The sequence below is a fragment of the Vibrio litoralis DSM 17657 genome (assembly GCF_000426765.1).
Lineage (GTDB): Bacteria > Pseudomonadota > Gammaproteobacteria > Enterobacterales > Vibrionaceae > Vibrio > Vibrio litoralis.
In genome coordinates, this window is the sequence record NZ_KE384568.1 from 40,516 (window position 1) to 60,122 (window position 19,607).

16 protein-coding genes are annotated in these 19,607 nt (G+C 38.2%); 2 read left to right on the plus strand and 14 right to left on the minus strand.

The genetic code is table 11. The annotated features are described in order from the left end of the window. Positions 1 to 81 precede the first annotated feature (81 nt). Both K358_RS0117125 and K358_RS0117130 read left to right on the plus strand, forming a co-directional pair. Positions 82 to 999: a hypothetical protein gene (locus K358_RS0117125; RefSeq protein ID WP_027697960.1), complete on the plus strand. Its 918-nt coding sequence runs from the start codon at positions 82 to 84 to the stop codon at positions 997 to 999. 83 nt (positions 1,000 to 1,082) lie between these two features. Beyond that, on the plus strand, positions 1,083 to 3,209 hold the full coding sequence (locus K358_RS0117130) for a YjbH domain-containing protein (RefSeq protein ID WP_244875271.1): 2,127 nt from the start codon (positions 1,083 to 1,085) through the stop codon (positions 3,207 to 3,209). 131 nt (positions 3,210 to 3,340) lie between these two features. Here the strand turns inward: K358_RS0117130 and K358_RS0117135 are convergent, their stop codons facing one another. The 14 genes from K358_RS0117135 to K358_RS0117200 all read right to left on the minus strand — a co-directional run bounded on the left by K358_RS0117135 (position 3,341) and on the right by K358_RS0117200 (position 19,569). Further along, positions 3,341 to 5,332 (minus strand): polysaccharide biosynthesis protein, encoded by a 1,992-nt coding sequence (locus K358_RS0117135; protein ID WP_051241364.1) that lies wholly within the window; start codon positions 5,330 to 5,332, stop codon positions 3,341 to 3,343. Positions 5,333 to 5,373: 41 nt separating this feature from the next. Further along, on the minus strand, positions 5,374 to 6,555 hold the full coding sequence (locus tag K358_RS0117140) for a DegT/DnrJ/EryC1/StrS family aminotransferase (RefSeq protein ID WP_027697963.1): 1,182 nt from the start codon (positions 6,553 to 6,555) through the stop codon (positions 5,374 to 5,376). Positions 6,556 to 6,646: 91 nt separating this feature from the next. After that, the gene (locus K358_RS0117145; RefSeq protein WP_038150392.1) at positions 6,647 to 7,288 is read right to left on the minus strand and encodes an acetyltransferase; all 642 of its coding nucleotides are present in this window, start codon (positions 7,286 to 7,288) and stop codon (positions 6,647 to 6,649) included. After that, positions 7,288 to 7,878, minus strand: a complete 591-nt coding sequence (locus K358_RS0117150) for a sugar transferase (RefSeq protein ID WP_027697965.1) — start codon at positions 7,876 to 7,878, stop codon at positions 7,288 to 7,290. The genes K358_RS0117145 and K358_RS0117150 overlap by 1 nt, the downstream gene beginning before the upstream one ends. Next, positions 7,875 to 9,029: a glycosyltransferase family 4 protein gene (locus K358_RS18695; RefSeq protein WP_051241365.1), complete on the minus strand. Its 1,155-nt coding sequence runs from the start codon at positions 9,027 to 9,029 to the stop codon at positions 7,875 to 7,877. The genes K358_RS0117150 and K358_RS18695 overlap by 4 nt, the downstream gene beginning before the upstream one ends. Next, a complete protein-coding gene (locus tag K358_RS0117160; RefSeq protein ID WP_027697966.1) occupies positions 9,026 to 10,120 on the minus strand; it encodes a glycosyltransferase in 1,095 nt (364 codons plus the stop codon). Before K358_RS0117160 ends, K358_RS18695 begins: the two co-directional genes overlap by 4 nt. Positions 10,121 to 10,124: 4 nt before the next feature. Then, entirely contained in the window at positions 10,125 to 11,132 is a 1,008-nt protein-coding gene (locus K358_RS0117165) for an ATP-grasp domain-containing protein (protein ID WP_027697967.1), read from the minus strand. After that, positions 11,129 to 12,493, minus strand: a complete 1,365-nt coding sequence (locus tag K358_RS0117170) for an oligosaccharide repeat unit polymerase (RefSeq protein ID WP_027697968.1) — start codon at positions 12,491 to 12,493, stop codon at positions 11,129 to 11,131. The genes K358_RS0117165 and K358_RS0117170 overlap by 4 nt, the downstream gene beginning before the upstream one ends. Continuing rightward, complete coding sequence (locus K358_RS0117175; RefSeq protein ID WP_027697969.1) at positions 12,486 to 13,760, minus strand: lipopolysaccharide biosynthesis protein; 1,275 nt, start codon at positions 13,758 to 13,760, stop codon at positions 12,486 to 12,488. Before K358_RS0117175 ends, K358_RS0117170 begins: the two co-directional genes overlap by 8 nt. After that, positions 13,757 to 14,773 (minus strand): NAD-dependent epimerase/dehydratase family protein, encoded by a 1,017-nt coding sequence (locus tag K358_RS0117180; RefSeq protein ID WP_027697970.1) that lies wholly within the window; start codon positions 14,771 to 14,773, stop codon positions 13,757 to 13,759. Before K358_RS0117180 ends, K358_RS0117175 begins: the two co-directional genes overlap by 4 nt. Before the next feature lie 82 nt (positions 14,774 to 14,855). Next, positions 14,856 to 16,136 carry a Vi polysaccharide biosynthesis UDP-N-acetylglucosamine C-6 dehydrogenase TviB gene (tviB, locus tag K358_RS0117185; protein WP_027697971.1) on the minus strand — a complete coding sequence of 427 codons (1,281 nt, stop codon included), beginning with the start codon at positions 16,134 to 16,136 and terminating at the stop codon, positions 14,856 to 14,858. Positions 16,137 to 16,896: 760 nt separating this feature from the next. Beyond that, positions 16,897 to 17,961: a UDP-N-acetylglucosamine--undecaprenyl-phosphate N-acetylglucosaminephosphotransferase gene (gene wecA / locus K358_RS0117190; protein WP_280456442.1), complete on the minus strand. Its 1,065-nt coding sequence runs from the start codon at positions 17,959 to 17,961 to the stop codon at positions 16,897 to 16,899. Between the two features lie 78 nt (positions 17,962 to 18,039). Beyond that, a complete protein-coding gene (locus tag K358_RS0117195) occupies positions 18,040 to 18,438 on the minus strand; it encodes a WbuC family cupin fold metalloprotein (protein ID WP_027697973.1) in 399 nt (132 codons plus the stop codon). After that, positions 18,439 to 19,569: a glycosyltransferase family 4 protein gene (locus tag K358_RS0117200; protein ID WP_244875272.1), complete on the minus strand. Its 1,131-nt coding sequence runs from the start codon at positions 19,567 to 19,569 to the stop codon at positions 18,439 to 18,441. It lies immediately after the preceding gene. Positions 19,570 to 19,607: the final 38 nt, after the last annotated feature.

Genomic DNA, 19,607 nt, shown 5'->3' on the forward strand with positions numbered 1-19,607 from the left:
CTAAAGTAGGCAAGTCTTTGACATTGCTCTAGATGCTTAATCACATCTACACACTTTATTTACAATATTTATGGGGTAAGGATGAAAAATCATAAATCCAAAATTTTAGCGTTATGTATCACCAGTGCACTTTTATATGGCTGTGGAAGTGATAGTGATGACTCAAGCTCTAGCACGATGGAAGTACAAGCTTACGATGGTCCTGTTCGTGGCATGATTGCCAATTATAGCTGTGATGACGGTTCAACAGGTTCAAGTAAAGCTACCGATGATGATGGCATGGCTGTTTTATCTGGTACATTTGCTGATGCACCTGAAACGTGTTCTGTTACTTATAAGGGCAATAGCGATGCGGTAGATATGGAAAATGGCCGCGATATGTCTGGCGTAACATATTCTGCGCCTAAAGGACTATTTTCTAAAGGTGAGCCTGCAACCGTTTCTCCTTTAACATCATTAATTGATAAACAATTAAACGGTGCGGAGTACAATGAGTCTACCGCTGCCGACGTGCTTGCCAGTTTGGGCTTAGATGAAATAGCTAACAATGGTATTAGCATCAAAGAGCTTCTTTCAGATACTGGTTCTGCTGTAGAAAAGCTTAAAAATAGCAATAAAGCGTTATTTTCGAAATTAGCGGCAACTAAAATGATTTTATCAGATGCAGTTAGTGCCTTACCTGATGCTGATCCAAGCCAAATTGCATTTGTTACTAAAAAGCTTTCTGAATCATTAGTGAAAAGCAATCCTGACTTTCCTATGAATAACTCAGGCAAAGAAATTGTCGTTAACTTAAAAGAAAAATTTAAAACATCAGACTTTGCCGATAAAGTTGAATCTGGTGAAATTTCAGCGGGTGACATTGAGCAGGCTCTAAAAGATAATACAGCCGATGCCACTCAACCTGAGCCGACGGACCCTGAAACACCACCAGCGACAGGTGGCACAGGTGGCACAGGCGGAACTGGTGGCAGTGGCTCTACTGGCACTGGTGCCTAATTACCCACTCACTTTAATCACGTAAACGCCGCCATATTATGCGGCGTTTACTTTATTTAACTGCATACTGACAAGGAATAAGCATGGTCATGCAGGTTATTTCAGAGAGATCTCTTACCCCCTCGACAATAACGCTATCAATAGCACTATTATTTACATCACCTTCAATTGCCAATACCTCTATTGTAAATCATGGTTCCGTTCAACCATTAGCCTCCCACCAAAGCTTTACAGGTTTAACCAATACACCTAACGCTCAAGTGGTACAAACCGGTGACTTTAGTTTTTACTACGGCCAAGGGGTTCCTTACCAACAAGGTATTGGTGATTTAGATAATTGGGTAGGTAGTTTTGGGTTATTTCCGGGATTAGAAGTTGGCGGACGAATTGTTACTCAAACCTACGATTGCAATACTTATACAGAGTCAGGTTGTGGTATTCGTGATTTATCGGCCTCTGCCAAATACCAGTTGCCTTTTATCTACGATTATACTGGCTTTAACCTGGCTATCGGCGCTCAAGATATTGGCGGTGCGGCCAATAACTTTCAAACAACCTATATTGTTGCCGATAAAGCCTTTGAGTTTATTCCTATGCGTATAAGTGCCGGTTACGGACAGTCGAAGAGCGCGTCAGGTATTATGGATGGCCCATTTGGTGGCGTAGAAATTCAACCACTGTCATTTTTGCAGCTAACCGGTGAATACGATGCGACCGAGTTTAACTCCAGCATCAAAGCCATGACTCCAGAAGGTTTATTGCCTTACGACATTCAAGTCAGTGCTAATTATCAGGTTTATACCACTCGTGAAGATACCGATCAGGATATTTGGGGAGTCAATGTCACGGCGCCAGTAATGGGGTATCAAGACAGTCTACCCTATCGTTCGAGTCATGAAGGAAAACCCTCTCCACAAAACTTAATTGGTGCCGAACTTTCTACTGCAGATTCTGCTAACCTTACGCGCCTCACTACTGCATTAGAAAAAGAAGGTTTTGTTAACATTCAAGTAGGAAAGCGTAGCAATACTATTATTGTGGCGCTTGAAAACCGTCGCTATAACCGTAACCAAATGGATGGTGCTGGTGTTGCACTAGGGTTAATTACCGCTAACACCGGGCAAGAATTAAAAGACAGTTTAGATATTCAAACACCTGAAACCGCTGTTAACTTGGTGATGCTCTCCAATGGCATTCCAATGATGTCGATATCAACCGAAGCTAACTGCTATCGTGAGTTTTTAACGACAGGCATCCAGTGTAAACAATTAAGCTTTGCCACTGCAGATTTAAATAATGCGCTCGACAACACCACTTGGCAACACCACAAAATAAACTCAGGCATTGGGCGTGCTCAGGTGATCGTTTCACCGGCTACTCGTTATTCATTAGCAACAGAGTATGGCGTTCTTGACTATTCATTAGCACTCGCGACTAATGCTTACCTACCTTTATGGCAAGGTTTTGCTGTAGATGTTCGCTATTTATTACCAGTAGATAATAGTGACGATTATGAAGAAGGTCGAATTTGGGGCAATAGTCAATTTGACAATGAAATCGATCGAGCCGTTGTACATCAAGCATTTCGCCTACCGTTTAACCTCATGACGCAATTTTCTGCCGGTTACGTGTATGGTGGATATTTAGGTGGTTCCAATGAAACCACTTGGTACTCACCGGAAGGCTATCATTCACTGAGTATGCAAGTGAGTGAATTTACCTACAAAGATGATACCGATGAGTATGGGAATGCAATGGAAGATAAAGGCACCTTACTGGGTAGCTACCGTTTATCTATTCCGCAATACAACTGGCAATTAGAAGTCACTGCAGGGGAGTTTTGGCAAGGTGACCGAGGCATTCAAGCCACCACCAACCACTGGCTTGGTGATGTTAAAGTCTATGCTTCTTACCTTAATAGTGAAGATGAACAATTTGTCACTGCTGGTGTTTCTTTCCCGCTGACGTTCTGGCGTGATATGAAGCCAAGATATGTACAGTTAAGAGGCATAGATGAATTTAACCTCTCGGCACAAACCCGTATAGGTGAAACTCACAATCAACTCAATACAGGCCTAGGTACATCATTAGACTTCCAGCACAACCTAGCAAGACAATACTACAACCGCAATCGCTTTACACCGAGCTACTTTGAAAGCAATACCATGCGCTTAAGGAATGCGTATTTGAGGTATTTGGAAGAAAGGTAAAAACAACTTATACCAAATATCTGCAAATAAAATAGATAAAATAAAAAGCCCGTATGACATTACTCTCATACGGGCTAATAGTTTTTTACTCTTGCTGAAAATCGTATCTTGGTGTTATTTGGGGGCATCAATTAATGAAGAAAGCCTAAATTGGTATGAGACTCTAAAGGACCGACGGGTAATTCTTTATTTTCTAAACGTGCTTTCCATACTAAATCACCAATATCATCAGAAGGATTAAAGCCTGTTTGAGAATTTATTAACAAAGTTCGGATGCGTTCATGATCAAAGTTGTGACAAGCCTTATCAAGCTCAGAGAGAAGCTGATTATAAGTCTCTAATTTTAAGTACAACTCATTAGCCGTCATGATTCTATTATGACCAGTCGCTCCAACGCCTTTATCACCGATTAAGAGCTCCTCATATAACTTCTCACCTGGTCGTAATCCGGTATATTTAAGTTCAATATCACCATCCGGGTTGTCTTTTGAACGGATATCCAACCCAGACAAGTGCACGAGGTTTTTCGCTAAATCGACAATTTTAACCGGCTCACCCATATCGAGAACAAACACATCTCCGCCTTTGCCCATTGCCCCTGCCTGGATCACTAACTGAGCCGCTTCAGGAATGGTCATAAAGTAACGAATAATGTCTGGGTGAGTAATAGTGATCGGCCCGCCCATTTTGATTTGCCTTTTAAATAAAGGAATGACGGAACCTGATGAACCCAACACGTTACCGAACCGAACCATAGAGAAACGAACATAATGATCCCCTTTCTCTTGCTTTACCTTTTCTTCTTCCGCTAACGCTTGTAGCCCCAGCTCCGCCATGCGCTTTGTCGTCCCCATGACATTAGTGGGTCTGACTGCTTTATCGGTTGAGATTAACACAAAGTTACTGACTCCAGCCTCAATCGCAGCCTTGGCAGCATAGAAAGTTCCAAAAACGTTATTTCTCACCCCTTCTACAACATTATATTCAACTAATGGAACATGTTTATAAGCGGCCGCATGGTAGACGGTATCAACCTTAAAGCTTTTCATTATCATAACGAGGCGATTAATACGTTGCACTGAGCCTAGCAACGGAATAATGTCCACCTTCAGTCCTTCGGCTACCACTAAGTTAGAAATTTCTTTTTCTATTTCATACAGCGCATATTCACTCAATTCAAACAGCAACAATGATTTGGGATTTTGCTTTACAATTTGTCGGCATAATTCTGAACCAATAGACCCGCCTGCGCCTGTCACCATCACAACTTGGTTTTCAATATTTGATTTTAATAAGGCGGTATTGGGAGATACTGCTTCACGGCCAAGTAGATCCTCAATTGGCACATCCACCAACTGGTCGATACTGGATTTCCCGGTCACAATATCAATCATGGCAGGAACGGTTTGAACTTCTACAGGGTATTGTAATAAAGAATCAAGCACTTCCCGTCGCTGAGATCTAGTAGCAGAAGGGATGGCTAATAAAACTTTATTGATGTTGTGTTTATCGATAATTGAAGAAAGTTTGTTGGGTGGATAAACCGCAATACCAGAAATAACCGCATTGGTTAAAGATGGATTGCCATCAATAAAAGCCCTTACTTTATAATTAGATGATTGGATTAAATGCGCGAGCTGACGGCCAGTATCACCAGCACCATATATAATGACCGACTCTTTAGAACCAGATAAATCTAACTCTTTAGTTACTAAACTACGGACTAACATTCGCGCTCCACCACAACTAGCATAAAGCAAGGCAGCGTATATGAATGGAATAGATCGTGGCACGTCCGCCTGAAGAAAATACGCGAAAAAGACAATAAAGAGCGAAGAGATAATAGAGCCAATAGCAATAGTCAGCAGCGCCTTTAAGTTCAAATAGCGTAAAATAGCGCGATATAAGCCTAGCTTAGTGAACACAATTAAAGTCACAGGTACTAGGCATGCGAGTACCAAGTGATTACCAACATCTAACTCTGTTAATGCGTCATAGCGAATCCATTGTGAAGAATAAAATGCAAAAATAATAAAAATAGAATCGACGGTTAAACTAACAGCCCTTTTTACTTTTCTCGGCAACTTCAATATTTGATAAAAATAGCGCTCAAAAGTATCCATAACTTCCTCTCATTTCTCCCATATTCATTTCAAACGCTCTCTCAATTCACTTTCTGAGCTTGCTGCAGTACAGCGCGAATAACATCCGTTGTTTTCAGCAGTTCTTGACGTGTTAAGGTAGGGTGCACCAAAAACATCAAACTGGTTTCACCTAATAATTTTGCATTAGGTAAGCTTTCTTTCGGTCGCCACGAGGTATTATCAAAGGCCTTTTCTAAATACACTTCCGAGCAACTTCCTTGAAATGCCGGTACACCTCGCTCAGCAATCGTTTCAACGATACGATCACGTGTCCAGCCTTCTGCAAGGCATTCCTGTTCAACAAACAAATAGTGTTTATATTCCGCATGCAGTACATCACTTGGCACCTTAACTCGACGAACAACATCCAAATCAGCAACCGCTTCATCAATAAGAGCCGCGTATGCTTGGCGCTTAGCGGTCCACTCTGCCATGCGTTGTAATTGAATACGACCAATCACAGCTTGCATTTCTGTCATGCGCCAATTGGTACCAAAGTTTTCATGTAACCAACGAAACCCCGGTGGGTGTTGCTTGTTATAAATAGCATCAAAGCTTTTACCGTGATCTTTATAACTCCACATCGCAGACCACAACGCTTTATCATTGGTTGTCACCATGCCGCCTTCACCGCCTGTAGTCATGATTTTATCTTGGCAGAACGACCACGCACCGATATGACCAATCGAACCGACACTCCGCCCTTTGTATTTTGCGCCATGCGCCTGAGCACAATCTTCAATCACATAAAAACCATGTTTTTCGGCCAATGCCATGATCGGATCCATATCCGCAGGCATGCCCGCCAAATGCACCACAATCACCGCTTTGGTTTTCGGGGTAATCACCGCTTCAATAGTTGAAGCTTCAATATTTTGGCTATTGAGATCCGCATCAGCAAACACCGGGGTAGCCCCTGCGGTAACGACACTTGAAACTGAAGCTAAAAAGGTTCGAGGTGTGACAATCACTTCATCCCCTTCGCCTACATTCAGCGCTTTTAATGCAAGATCTAACGCCAGTGTGCCATTACTCACTGCCACGGCGTATTCCGAGTCGGCCCACACTGCAAATTCTTTTTCAAATTCTCGGCATTCTTGGCCGGTCCAGTAATTGACTTTATTTGATAGCAACACGCGGCTAACCGCATCGGCTTCTTGTTGAGTAAAAGAAGGCCAAGGAGAAAAAGGGGTGTTTAACATGAAGTGTCCTTACAAAAAGATAAAATCAATATTCTAAAATTTGTCATTCCCAAAGAGCCGCAAGCAACATCAGGAATCGACTTACCGCAAACTAATCACTAGAAGTAGGCTTTAATACATTCGCTGGCGCGCCAATCGCAACACAGTCATTAGGGATATTCTGAATCACTACCGCACCAGCACCAATCGTTGTATTTTCACCAATATTAACAAGCTGTTTTGTGACCGCGCCAATACCCAGCCAAACAGCATCACCAAGGCAGCTTCCACCGGCTAGTGCCGAATTTGGCGATAAATGAACAGCGTCGCCGAGTACACAATCATGTTCGATTACTGATCCTGTATTAATAATGCCCCCCATGCCTACTTGAGCAAAAGGATTCACAACCGCATTCGCCATCACCACACTACCAACCCCTAATAGAGCATACTGGCTCACTGTTGCAGTTGGGTGAATGAGTGAGACTAAGGGAGCTTGCTTATCACGCAGCAGCATCAACTTATTTAAACGAATAAAGTTATTACCAATCGCAACAACGCAAGCATCATAATCTGAAAGGTTGGCATACAAATCATGGCTATTACCGACAATAAGCCAATGTTCAAGCTGACATTTTACAGGCCAAGCATCATCATAAAATTCAATTCGTTGATAACCATTTAGTTCAGCAAGCTCTGCCAGCACCTTGCCATGGCCACTCGCCCCTAAAATAGCAATACTTTTAGAGGTCATTATTGTGAACCTTTAAACTTTTCAATCGTGACATGTCCATCAGAGGCAATCCCCTCACGCACAAATACTTTTTTCACCGTGAGAAGCAAAATCTTTAAATCTAACAATAAACTTTGATTCTCCACATACCACACATCAAGCTTGAATTTATCTTCCCAGCTAATCGCATTCCGGCCATTCACTTGCGCCCACCCTGTGATCCCAGGGCGAACATTGTGCCGCTTAGCTTGTTGTTGGTTATATAAAGGCAGATATTCCACTAATAATGGACGAGGGCCCACTAAACTCATGTCACCTTTTAATACGTTCATTAAGCCCGGTAATTCATCAAGGCTGGTTGAACGTAATAAAGCGCCAAAGGTTGTCATACGCTGCTCATCAGGCAAGGGATTGCCATTGGCATCTTGCGCATCTAACATAGAGCGAAACTTCATCATCTTAAATACATTGCCATTCAAGCCCGGGCGATCTTGGGTAAATAAAATCGGCGAGCCTAATTTGAAACGGGTTAGAATAGCGGTAATGAGGATGACCGGAGATAGTGCAATTAATGCCGATAAAGCAATCAAAAAATCTAAGCAACGTTTCATTTAGCTTCCTTATCCATAACATTTATTGGTGCAGTCTCTACTGGATCTAATTCCATAATTCTCATTAGTGCTTTGTTTACTTTATGAACATCAAATTTATCTTCAACCATGGTTCGACTTGCCGATGCCATACCTTGCCACTCATCTTGATGTTCAATAAACCAAATCATTTTTTTCGCTAATTGCTCAGCATTGGCTTTTTCAACTAAAAATCCGTTATATCCATTCACAACTGTTTCTCGGCATCCCGGAACATCAGTCGTTAAAATAGGACGCCCAGTTGCCATGGCTTCAAGCACGGTTCTTGGTAAACCTTCATGATAAGAAGGTAATACAAAAATATTGCAGTTTTCGATATAAGGGCGAACATCCGTAGTCGCCCCCACATAATCCACAGATTGGTTAACGTTTAAACGCTCTAACTCACTTAATGAAACACCATCTGGTGACGGATCTTCAGGGCCAACTAATTGAAAATAAGCGTTCGGGTACTTTTGCTTTACCTTATCGGCAGCGGCAATGTATTCCCTTATGCCTTTGTCACCCAACAAGCGAGCAATCAATAAAAATTTAGGTTCGGAGGTTAACGGCTTAATTTCAAAATGAGCAACATCCACCCCTGAACCATTAACCACGCAGGTTTTATGTTCTGGCACTATGCCTTGGTCAATAAATACTTGACGATTATCAGGATTTTGGAAAATAACTTTTTCAGCATTTTTTAATGCAGATTGATACAAGAAAGCCACTAGCTTCATTAACAGATTCTTTTTCCAAGATCCCTTTTGAAAAGCAAAACCAAGGCCAGTCACTAAAGCATAAAAACGGCAATTAGGCACAAAACGAGCTGCTAAACCGCCCCAAATAATAGGTTTGATAGTGTACGCTAAGATTACGTTTGGCTGCTGTTGCTTAAAAATAGATCGGAGACTGAAGAACGTTTTTATATCTTGGGTAGGGCTTAAACCATTACGATGAATAGCAACATCAATATACTTAGAACCAAGTGATTCAATAGTGGTAATTTCTTCCTCTTTAGCGCCGGAAGCTAATGAGGTAACTTCCAACCCAATTTTTTTTAATCGCCGAAGAAGTTGCCCTCGGAAATTATATAAGGATGATGGCAGTGCTCCTATTAATAGTATTTTCATTTATATTCAAACTCTAATGCTTCTTGAATTTCTGCCCAGTAATTATCTACATCCCTTAATTGTACAAAATCTTTATATTCCTCGTTTTTAATTAAAGGTAGCTTTATTTTATTCGCTAAAGTAGTTCTCATTTCCTCTACTGAAAAACCATCAGTAACCGTTATACTGGGTATTGCATCCAGATCCCCTGTACAAGGCGTTATAACGATATCATTCGTACCTGAAGCCATCATTTCGATAAGTACATTAGGAAACCCTTCGGAAAAGGATGAAATAATACCTAAATCAGCTTTAGCCATATATTGATAAGGATTTTTAACATTACCAATAAATTCAACTTTATCTAATAAGTCGTACTCTCTACACAAATCAGTTAAGATACCCCTTAATTCGCCATCTCCCACTATAGTTAGCGTGAAACTTTCTTTTACATCTCTGAGAGCTTCAAGTACCAACTTATGATTTTTTATATGAATAAGTCTACCAACCATAATCATAGAGAAAGTGCCTGGGTTAGCTTTCATAACTACATTATTATTAGATAGCTTGACTATTGCATCTATATCAATTGGGTTAGGAATAACTTTACTATTTTTTGCAATCCTCTCACCTCTATGAGATGATATTTTTTCACGCATCAAGCTTGTCTGGCATATGAGCAAATCTTGATTTCCATATGATAAATAAATAAGATCAATTAATAATTTTTTTAATCCAGAAAACCGCATGCTTAATATAGATGACTCTCTTAATACTAATTTCCCACATTTAAATAAAGATAGTCGACGAGAAAGACACAGAAGTGAATTAACATGCGCATGGGTTGAATAGACTAAATCGGCAGATTCTATTAATTTTTTATAGAACACCAAAAATGAAACAAATCCAAATTTCACAGATCCTTTATAGGCATAATTAATTGATACATTATCAATATTGATAAATTCATCCCAACAACCACTATTGTCTAATGATAAGAAATAAACAAACACTTTATTCTGCTTATTGCTAGATAAATAGCGGACTAAATTCATCGCTACACGCTCAGCACCACCCAGCCGATCAGTAGGAAGCAAAAATAGAAAATTCATTTTATTAAACCAAGTTAGAAATCATAAAATTTTCCGGAATGAAGCTACCAGAGTGCCAAGTCAAAGAATCATCCCAATATCCCAAGCAAGGCTCATATACCTTACTAGTAAAACCATAACTTATTTCAATTATTTTCCATCCACTTCCATCAAAAACAAAATCAAATGCACAACAATCAAATTTAAGTCTATGACAAATATCAAAGGCTAGTCTTAACGGCTCAGAAAGATCTTCCTTAATATCATAAACAATATTACCAGAGCCAGAGGCTCTAAAATCATTACTTCTTATCATCCGTTTAATGGCAAAAGCCTTACCATTTATAACAATTATTCTATAATCACAATCTAGATTAGGGATAAAGTCTTGAACATAAAAATAACCTTTTTCATTCGAAAAATCCTTATTCACACCTTGCCTAATAAATATTTTGCAGATATTTTTAAATACATTAAACGATGCCTTAATCGATGGCTTCTTTTTGAAATTTAAAATACTATCAACAATTTTCTCCCTGACAGGTTGCTTAGGGACCCCCTTTGAAAACATTCTATTAATATACTTAACTGTTTCATTATTATTCTTTAATAATTTAACATTTGATGCACCAGCACCGCCAGCAAGTTTAAAAACCAAAGGAAATTCATCTCTATCATGCGCCCATCGTAGTGCGTCTTCCTTTTTATAAAATACATATGTATTAATCAAAGGTGCACTTATTGATTCTAACAAATATTTTTGTGCGATTTTGTCATCAAAATGCCATGACATATTAAAAGAAGGGAAAGTCTTTACACCTTTTATAGATAATGAGTGCATTAATGACTTTGCAAATTTTGTTGCAGAATAATCATTATGATGAAAGTGCCATAATAAAACATCGCCACAATTAATAGTTTTTGATACATCTGTTGAGTAACAATTGATAAGCCTATAATTAACGCTATTAACTTCACAATACTCAATCCACTTAACACTAAAACTAGAATCATCCTTATGAATATAAATCATACCAACCTTAATCGTTTAATAGTAACTTTAATGAGATATAAAAAAGCAACAATGAACACCAAAAAAAAAGCACGGGAAATAGTATTTGGAACAAAAGTTAAAAATGCAGAAAATAACAACCACAACAAATATGGAACCCATGTTGTTTTTATATCATACGATTCACAAACCTTCCATGCTTTATTTAAGCTTGATAATACCCAACCTACAGTAACACCATACAAAACCCCACCAATCAAAGGCATAAAATAAGATGAATAACCAATAAGTCGAGTAGGCACTGTACAATCGTTAGTATTAAATGCACTTGAATTCAAACAAGACAATGGCATTGAGACAGAATCAGGATTAAGAATCCCCAACCCCAAATTATTCAACAATGAGCTAGGAATAAAGCCTGTAATTGACAATATTATTTCTATTGGTATGTGCACACCTGTAGATAAAAAGGAATCAACACCAGCATCAACCGAATACCACAAATATGACTGTTCATGAACCAACTTTAAAATCACATCTAGCAAATTAACACTTTTCTCAACAAAAACAGCATTTCCTCCATCAACAAATGAAGACATTACATTACCAAATGATTTACCATAAAATAAAATCACACTACCAATTGTAAATGTAAGTATTAAAGCGATAATTTTTTTTACACTCAATTTTTTAGCACCCATCATAGTAGTAAGAAATAAAGGGAGCATTAAATATGTCAAGAGTATAGTTCTACTTACAGAGTTCAAGTATGCTAAAATAACTAAAATACAATACAATATTACTAACCACCATTTATTTTTCACGCTTGACTTAATTAAATAAGGAATGAAACACGCTGAGTATAATGATATATAAGAAATACTTTTTAGAAAAAGAAAACCCGTATCCCCATCATAATGATTAGATCTCATTGAGGACGCCATCATTAATGCATTCTTAAGACCAAAACTATAAAAATATAGACAATTAGAAACAACACCAATAATTAATAAAAATTTAAATATAAACTCAGGATTAGACACTAAGCTTTCAATTTTTAATGTAATATCACTTCTAACACCAGAGCGAAGAGTTATATAACTTGTAAAAAATAAAGACATCGCATAAAGAAACAGGTGTAAAGCAGTCAAAAAACCAGGATCATCGTTTAAAATATGATATTGATAATTAATAAAACTTACATCAGAAATATTATTAATATCAAAAATCGGGGCAAGTGAGAATGCAAAAAAATGCCATAGTAAAAAAGTGATAAATAAAAACCCAAATTTACTGTATCTAATTTGAAAATATAAGGTTCCAATTAAAAACAAACCAACTATAGAATACATAAAAACATACAAGTAAATCAAATCAGACAACCTTAGGGATATTCCTTAACATTAAAATAACTTTAATAATTAAAAATAAATTTAAAAAAGCACCAAGGATAGAAAAACACAAAACATAATCCACGCTACTCAAAGTTAATAAGGAGCAAGCAAATAACAACAAAACCCTTAATATCAATGAAATTACTTCATATTTAAGATAAAACTTATTCATCCCTATAACAGGTAAAGTTACATTACAACACTTATTAGCAAAACCAAAGAACTGCCATATAGCAATGTAAGATGCAAACACTCCAGCTTGAGTCCACTCTTTACCTAAAAATACTGTGAATAGAATATCCCCATAAAAAAACACAAAGCCAAAAGGTACTATACCTATTCCGGCCAGTAGTAAAGTAGATTTAACAACTAATTTTAATACATCATTTCCATTATTTATTTCATGAGTAACTTTTTTTAAGAAAACATTACCAACAGCATTACCAATAACAACAGCAGGAAGTGCAAGCATTGATGTTGCTAAAGTATAATATCCAACAACACCAAGGCCAAAGTTAGAAGTCAGGAAAAAAACAGGTAAACTTCTAGATAAAGGGTTCAGTAATAATTGAGGGGTTCTGAATTTAGGAAAATCACTATACTTTTTTAATGATGGCGATACAAAAATAAGTTTTACTTTTGAAATAGACACATCATGAGTATACTTATTCCAAAAAAACTTATTGAAGTATAATGATGATAAAATTTGAGTAACAACCCCTATTAATGCACCAATTATTAGATAATTCGCCTGTGGGTCGAGCCACCCAGTGATTAACTTAAATATTATAACCGTGATTGAAGATATTATTGTTGCCTTAGCAAAAGTCGAAAACAATCCAAACCTGATTAATATCTGCTGATTAATTTGTAACATACCAGACAGAAAAAACATCAAAGGTATAAAAATAACAAACCCTATAGGAACATCAAACAGATCCATTACTAGTTCATTAAACAATAATAACAACAAAGAAATAACACTTAAAATCACCACAATAAAAAATGACTTAATTGCTATATTTCTAGATATGAAATTATATTTAGGTATTGGAATTGCATACACATAAGCTAATGAAATAACTGGTATAAATATTGAAGCAAGAGCATTAAATGTTCCCAGCACTCCAAAAGCTTCTGGCCCATATAACCTTGTAATTAATGGAGTACTTAAGATATTTAATATTTGTGCAAGAGCGGTACCACTAAAGATAACAAGTACATTTTTAAAAAAAGTACTTTTAACATTTATCATTGCGTAATATACCAACCCATAGCCTTATCAATCCCTTCCAAGATCTTAAACTCTGGCTTATACCCTAAATTACTCACGGCTTTACTGACGTCCGCTTGTGAGTGCCTTACATCGCCCGCTCGGAAGTCTCGGTAAATTAATTCACCTTTGACTTCTACACCCTGTGTATTAAGTGCGGTTTGTATCGATGAATATAAATCGTTAAGCGTGGTACGGTCACCTACGGCGACATTGTACACTTGGTCTTTCACTTCTTCAGGCGCGGTCGCGGCCAGTATGTTCATCTGTACGGTATTTTCGATAAAGCAGAAATCTCGGCTCGTTTCACCATCACCATTAATGAAGACATCTTCACCGTTGATCATCGCAGCTGTCCATTTTGGAATCACCGCGGCATAGGCTCCATTGGGATCTTGACGTTGTCCGAATACATTAAAGTAACGCAGTCCAATGGTTTTAAAGCCATAGGTACGAGCATAAACACCGGCATAAAGCTCATTGACGTATTTTGTAACAGCGTAAGGGGAAAGCGGATTACCTATGTTTTCTTCTACTTTTGGTAGTGCTGGGTGATCCCCATAGGTTGAGCTACTTGCCGCATAAGTAAAGCTTTTTACACCTTGCTCTTTTGCAGCCTGTAACATGTTAATAAAGCCCGTAATATTAGCAGCATTGGTAGTGAGGGGATCGGCAATAGAGCGCGGTACTGAACCTAAGGCAGCTTGATGAAGTACGTAATCCACCCCTTTTATGGCTTTTTCACAATCGCTGTATTCGCGAATATCACCTTGATGAAAGGTAAAGTTATTCCACTGAGCTTCTGAAACCAGGCTTTTGACTTCATCAAGATTATGTTGATGACCTGTGGCAAAATTATCTAGCCCTATAACGGTTTGATTCAGCTTTAAAAGCGTTTCTAAAAGATTAGAGCCGATGAAACCTGCAACGCCCGTGACAAGCCATGTTTTTGGTTGTGCTAGCAGTTGCTCTTTGATGATTTGATATTGAGACATGAGCATTCCCGTTAAGTTTGAATTTAAACTAGGCTCTTAAAATTGAACCTAGTTATTAGTTTTTCGCTTTCTTCACAATCTGTTACAGACGCATGTCAACATCTTGTTTTGGTAATACGTATTTTAGGTCGTAAAGGACGTGCTCTGCTTTGCATAGTTGATGGATTTTTTTCGCCCCCATCACTTTGAATTGCTCGTGGCCTACGGCTAAGATCACTGCATCGTAATGCGCTTGCTTTGGCTCGGTCGTAATAGATAAGCCATATTCATGTTGTGCTTGTTCTGTTGAACACCAAGGATCAACAATATCGACATTGATATTGTATTCTTTTAATTCTGAAACAATATCAACCACTTTGGTATTACGTAAGTCTGGGCAGTTTTCTTTAAAGGTTAGCCCCATCACTAATACGTTAGCGCCTTCAACGTGAATACGTTTTTTGAGCATTTGCTTAACAAGCTGAGATACGACGTAGTTGCCCATACCATCGTTCAAACGACGGCCCGCTAAAATCATTTCAGGATGGTAGCCAACGGTTTGTGCTTTATGAGTCAGGTAGTATGGATCTACACCAATACAGTGACCGCCCACTAAGCCCGGGCGAAATGGTAAAAAGTTCCATTTCGTACCAGCCGCTTCTAGTACTTCTAAGGTATCAATATCGAGTTTGTTAAAGATAATTGAAAGCTCATTAATTAAGGCAATGTTGACATCACGTTGGGTATTTTCAATCACTTTAGCGGCTTCAGCTACTTTGATTGATGATGCTTTGTGTGTACCGGCGGTAATAATGCTTTTATATAAGCTATCGACAAATTCTGCAATTTCCGCGTTTGAACCAGACGTCACTTTCAAAATATTCGTCACACGGTGCTCTTTATCACCTGGGTTAATGCGCTCTGGTGAGTACCCAGCAAAAAAGTCGACGTTAAATTTAAGGCCAGACACTTGTTCTACGACAGGAAGGCATGCTTCTTCGGTTGCACCAGGGTACACGGTCGATTCGTAAATAATTACATCACCTTGCTTTACGATGCTACCTAACGCTTCCGAAGCTTTAATAAGAGGGGTTAAATCTGGTTGTTTATGCTCATCAATTGGCGTAGGTACCGTCACTATGTATACATTACAAACGGCCAAATCATTTAATTGACTGCTATATTGCAGTTTATTAGCTTCGGCAAGCTCTTCTGATGAACACTCTAATGTTGAATCGGTCCCTGCATCAAGTTCAGCAATACGTGATGCATTAATATCAAAACCTAACGTAGGGAATTTTTTACCAAACTCCACAGCCAAAGGAAGCCCTACATACCCTAAGCCAATGATGCCAATTTTTACATTATCTAATGAAATATTCATACGTGTTCTCTTTCCTAATTTTCTAATTTTCTAAATAGGTATGAAATCTAAGACACAAATTCATCCATAAAAGCCACCTCTACCTTGGTGATGTATGCACCAAAACAGCATTAAAACTCACTCTAACCAATGCATTATACGATTACTACGAATTTTTCACTCGTTTAACAAGCGTCCACGCTACCGCACAGGATTTCCTTACTTAGAAACCTGACAGGGCTAAATATGTTGGGCAATAATAGTGAGTATTACGAAGAACGACGGAAAGGGATAATAACGATAAAATGATGTCAAATCCGTGACAATCTTACTGTAATTCAATGAAGCTCTACTTTTTTGTGAACTGCCCTGTAATAATCTTGACGCTTAGTTGTAACATACAAAATAAAGATAACTGACCGATAATCATTATCGCGGCTTATACTACATGGTTTTCAATGATTTAAAACCAAAATTTAAGTCAAGATTTGTCAGCAATGCCTGATTTTTAATCATTGTACGCGATAGTCTCATAAATGAGAATGGTTCTTAGTTATAAATTAACTTATTTCTACTTCTACCCTTCCGGTGTGTAGAATTTTGCATGAATGGGATAACCAAGCTAATGCGGACTTGAACATTGGTTAAGAAGTTGGTGTGCGCGGTAGGTGGATCACATTGATAATTAACATCATCGCAATCCATCCTATACACTTTGCGCATTGGTGGGAGAAATGGGGGGGATTGGTTTGGCTTAAAAATGAGAAAAATAGGGTAACGATTATTTTTTCTCACCTAGTTTAAGTTCTCTAAGTTTTGCAGTAATACGCCATATATTTGACAACAGAATAGTATATAGTATGAAGCTAGCGATAAATAAATAAAACATTACATATTCAGGAATATTAATGATTTCACCATAAATCCCAAATGCAGCACATAAAAGACTAATACTACAAATTGCAATTAACGTTTGGTTAGAGTTTAACCCTAACCGTTGAAATATATGATGTAGATGCTCTCGATCTGGCTTAAATGGCGAGCACCCCCTGCGAATACGTCGAATCATAATAGCAGCCATATCGATCAGTGGAACTGCAATCAACCACAATGCAGTGACAGGTCTCAACGGAGGTTTTGTACCATTTTGGCTAGCAACTAATAGAAACCAAATAACAGTAAAGCCAATCACCATGCTACCAGCATCTCCCATGAATACTTTTCGCTTACGCCCAAAAGCACCAAGGTTAAGCAGAATGTATGGCAATATAATCACAATAAGAACCAGACACAGATAAGCAAGGTTATGTTGCCCATCATGCAATAGCATCAAACCTAAGCCACCAAAAGTCACTATGGAAAGACCGCCCAGCAACCCATCAATACCATCTACCATATTAAAAGCATTAATCGCACCAATCACGGCAATAACAGTGATCGCATAACCCAAGACACCAAGATCAACATTGCCATACCCAAAAACATTACCAATGGTATGTAGTTGTAAGTTGGCAATGTACATCATCGCGACCGATAAAATAGCTTGCACCGCAAATCGAACTTTAAAATTGAGATCGTATTTGTCATCTAACGCCCCTACAGCCACCAATACAATGATCGATGCAGCATAGAGGTTTACCCCTGGCAACAATGTTGGGTTATTAAATAGGAAGTACAAAAAAGTAAAACAAATAGAGATCCCCCCCACCAACGGCACCGCACCTTTGTGGAACTTACGTTCATTAGGTTTATCTACTAAGCCTATATTTTTGGCCCACTTTCGTAGAAGAAAAAGGATGGCAAAGGAGATGAGAAACATAAAGATTAAATCTATGAAAGTAGACAAGGTCATCCTCTAAATACGAAATTCAAGGTAAATAAAAAGTATTAATAGATAAGTAAATAAGTATAGCTAGTTATAATTTCATAAGAATGATTTTGGTTGCTCGGCATCAAAAGGGCCCTCTTTCACTTCAAGTATCAAAGCCTTATCAGATACACATTCCAAGCTATGAATATCCATAGGCTTCAGCTCAACAGAAACCACACTTTCAGCAGGACCAACTAAAACACTTCTAACTATACTGCCATCATTATTATGAAGGTTAAGGCGAATACAGCCATCAAGCACTGTAAACATCTCCCATTGATGAGGCTTAGCATGGTAATGAGGTTCAACATAACTACCGTTAACTAAACCTATCAATAAGCGTTGTACTTTATCTTGATGGGTACCATGTAACAAATAATGAGAGCGCTTTCTCTCACTCGATTTTGCTTCTCTGTATAACCCTTCAATTACTGTTTTATCAATCAATTCCATTTAATTGATCTCAGATAATATGGTCGTTACGGCTGCTTGCACTGAAAACTCAGCGGATAATAACTTATATGCAGATTTTCCCACTTCTTCACGTCGTTTACTATCAGCACATAGAGCAACAGCTGAAGCTAACAAAGCTGCATCATCACCATTAACATGAATAAACCCCGCATTAGATTCATTAACAAGAGGCATTAAATCATTGCCTTGATTTACGCTACCTAGAATTGGCAAAGACTCAACCATATAACCAAGCAACTTACCTGGGAAGTTATGAGCCGTATGATGAGAAGCCAAAGAAAACAAACCAACATCCACTTCAGACAATAATTGCTTAAACTCGTCTTGATCAACAGAAGATAAGTAGGAAAAGTTAGATAATTGCCATTCTTGTGATAACTGATTAATCAACTCAACTTCATCACCTTGGCCAACAAAAAGAAAATGAGCATTTTCATACGATTGCATATTTTTAGCTAGTCGCATCAAATTCGTCATATCTTGTGCATGGCCAATATTACCGCCATAAAAATAGATCACTTTACCTTGTAGGTTTAGATCTTCACGATACGACTTGCGATTTTTTGAAGAATGAGGAACCAAAGATGCCCAATTCCTAAGAACCTGTAACGGGTATTGAACGTTTTTTGCTTTAAAAACCTCAACATTTCGTTCAGACATTAAGCCAATCATATCTGCTTGCTTATAAGAAATATGCTCAAAGTATCTAAAATATTTTTCGATCATAGATCCGGAACGGATCATCCCGGCATCTATCGCCCATTGAGGAAAAAGGTCTCTTAAAACTAAGTAAGCTGAACACTTACACCGTTGTTTTATTTTCTTTACTAATGGACCAAAGAAGATCGAAGGTGAATAATAAACAACAGCATCAAATGACTCTTGGGTCACTTCTTTTGAAATAGCTCGCCAAGCGTGAAAAGATAACAATGTTTCGTTTATTGCTCTTTTTACTTTACCGACATCTTTGATCTCACCACTTTTAAAGCGCCATATAGAAACGTTATCTAGTGACTCTTTAATTAATGTATTTGATTGCGCAATATCTGGTGTAATAACCGTGACCGAGTGCCCTTGAGCAGTAAACTCACAAGCTAATTCATGAAACATTTTAGCCCCGACTCTTGTGCTATGAGGCAAATAGTCAT

What these genes read in the sequence shown, in the direction of transcription:
- K358_RS0117165 (WP_027697967.1), bottom strand. Translation starts at nt 11,132, where the DNA reads ATGATTTATATTCATAAGGATGATTCTAGTTTTAGTGTTAAGTGGATT.
- K358_RS0117200 (WP_244875272.1), bottom strand. Translation starts at nt 19,569, where the DNA reads ATGTTTCATGAATTAGCTTGTGAGTTTACTGCTCAAGGGCACTCGGTC.
- K358_RS0117135 (WP_051241364.1), bottom strand. Translation starts at nt 5,332, where the DNA reads ATGGATACTTTTGAGCGCTATTTTTATCAAATATTGAAGTTGCCGAGA.
- K358_RS0117195 (WP_027697973.1), bottom strand. Translation starts at nt 18,438, where the DNA reads ATGGAATTGATTGATAAAACAGTAATTGAAGGGTTATACAGAGAAGCA.
- K358_RS0117145 (WP_038150392.1), bottom strand. Translation starts at nt 7,288, where the DNA reads ATGACCTCTAAAAGTATTGCTATTTTAGGGGCGAGTGGCCATGGCAAG.
- K358_RS0117160 (WP_027697966.1), bottom strand. Translation starts at nt 10,120, where the DNA reads ATGAATTTTCTATTTTTGCTTCCTACTGATCGGCTGGGTGGTGCTGAG.
- K358_RS0117130 (WP_244875271.1), top strand. Translation starts at nt 1,083, where the DNA reads ATGGTCATGCAGGTTATTTCAGAGAGATCTCTTACCCCCTCGACAATA.
- K358_RS18695 (WP_051241365.1), bottom strand. Translation starts at nt 9,029, where the DNA reads ATGAAAATACTATTAATAGGAGCACTGCCATCATCCTTATATAATTTC.
- K358_RS0117140 (WP_027697963.1), bottom strand. Translation starts at nt 6,555, where the DNA reads ATGTTAAACACCCCTTTTTCTCCTTGGCCTTCTTTTACTCAACAAGAA.
- K358_RS0117180 (WP_027697970.1), bottom strand. Translation starts at nt 14,773, where the DNA reads ATGTCTCAATATCAAATCATCAAAGAGCAACTGCTAGCACAACCAAAA.
- K358_RS0117175 (WP_027697969.1), bottom strand. Translation starts at nt 13,760, where the DNA reads ATGATAAATGTTAAAAGTACTTTTTTTAAAAATGTACTTGTTATCTTT.
- K358_RS0117125 (WP_027697960.1), top strand. Translation starts at nt 82, where the DNA reads ATGAAAAATCATAAATCCAAAATTTTAGCGTTATGTATCACCAGTGCA.
- tviB (WP_027697971.1), bottom strand. Translation starts at nt 16,136, where the DNA reads ATGAATATTTCATTAGATAATGTAAAAATTGGCATCATTGGCTTAGGG.
- K358_RS0117150 (WP_027697965.1), bottom strand. Translation starts at nt 7,878, where the DNA reads ATGAAACGTTGCTTAGATTTTTTGATTGCTTTATCGGCATTAATTGCA.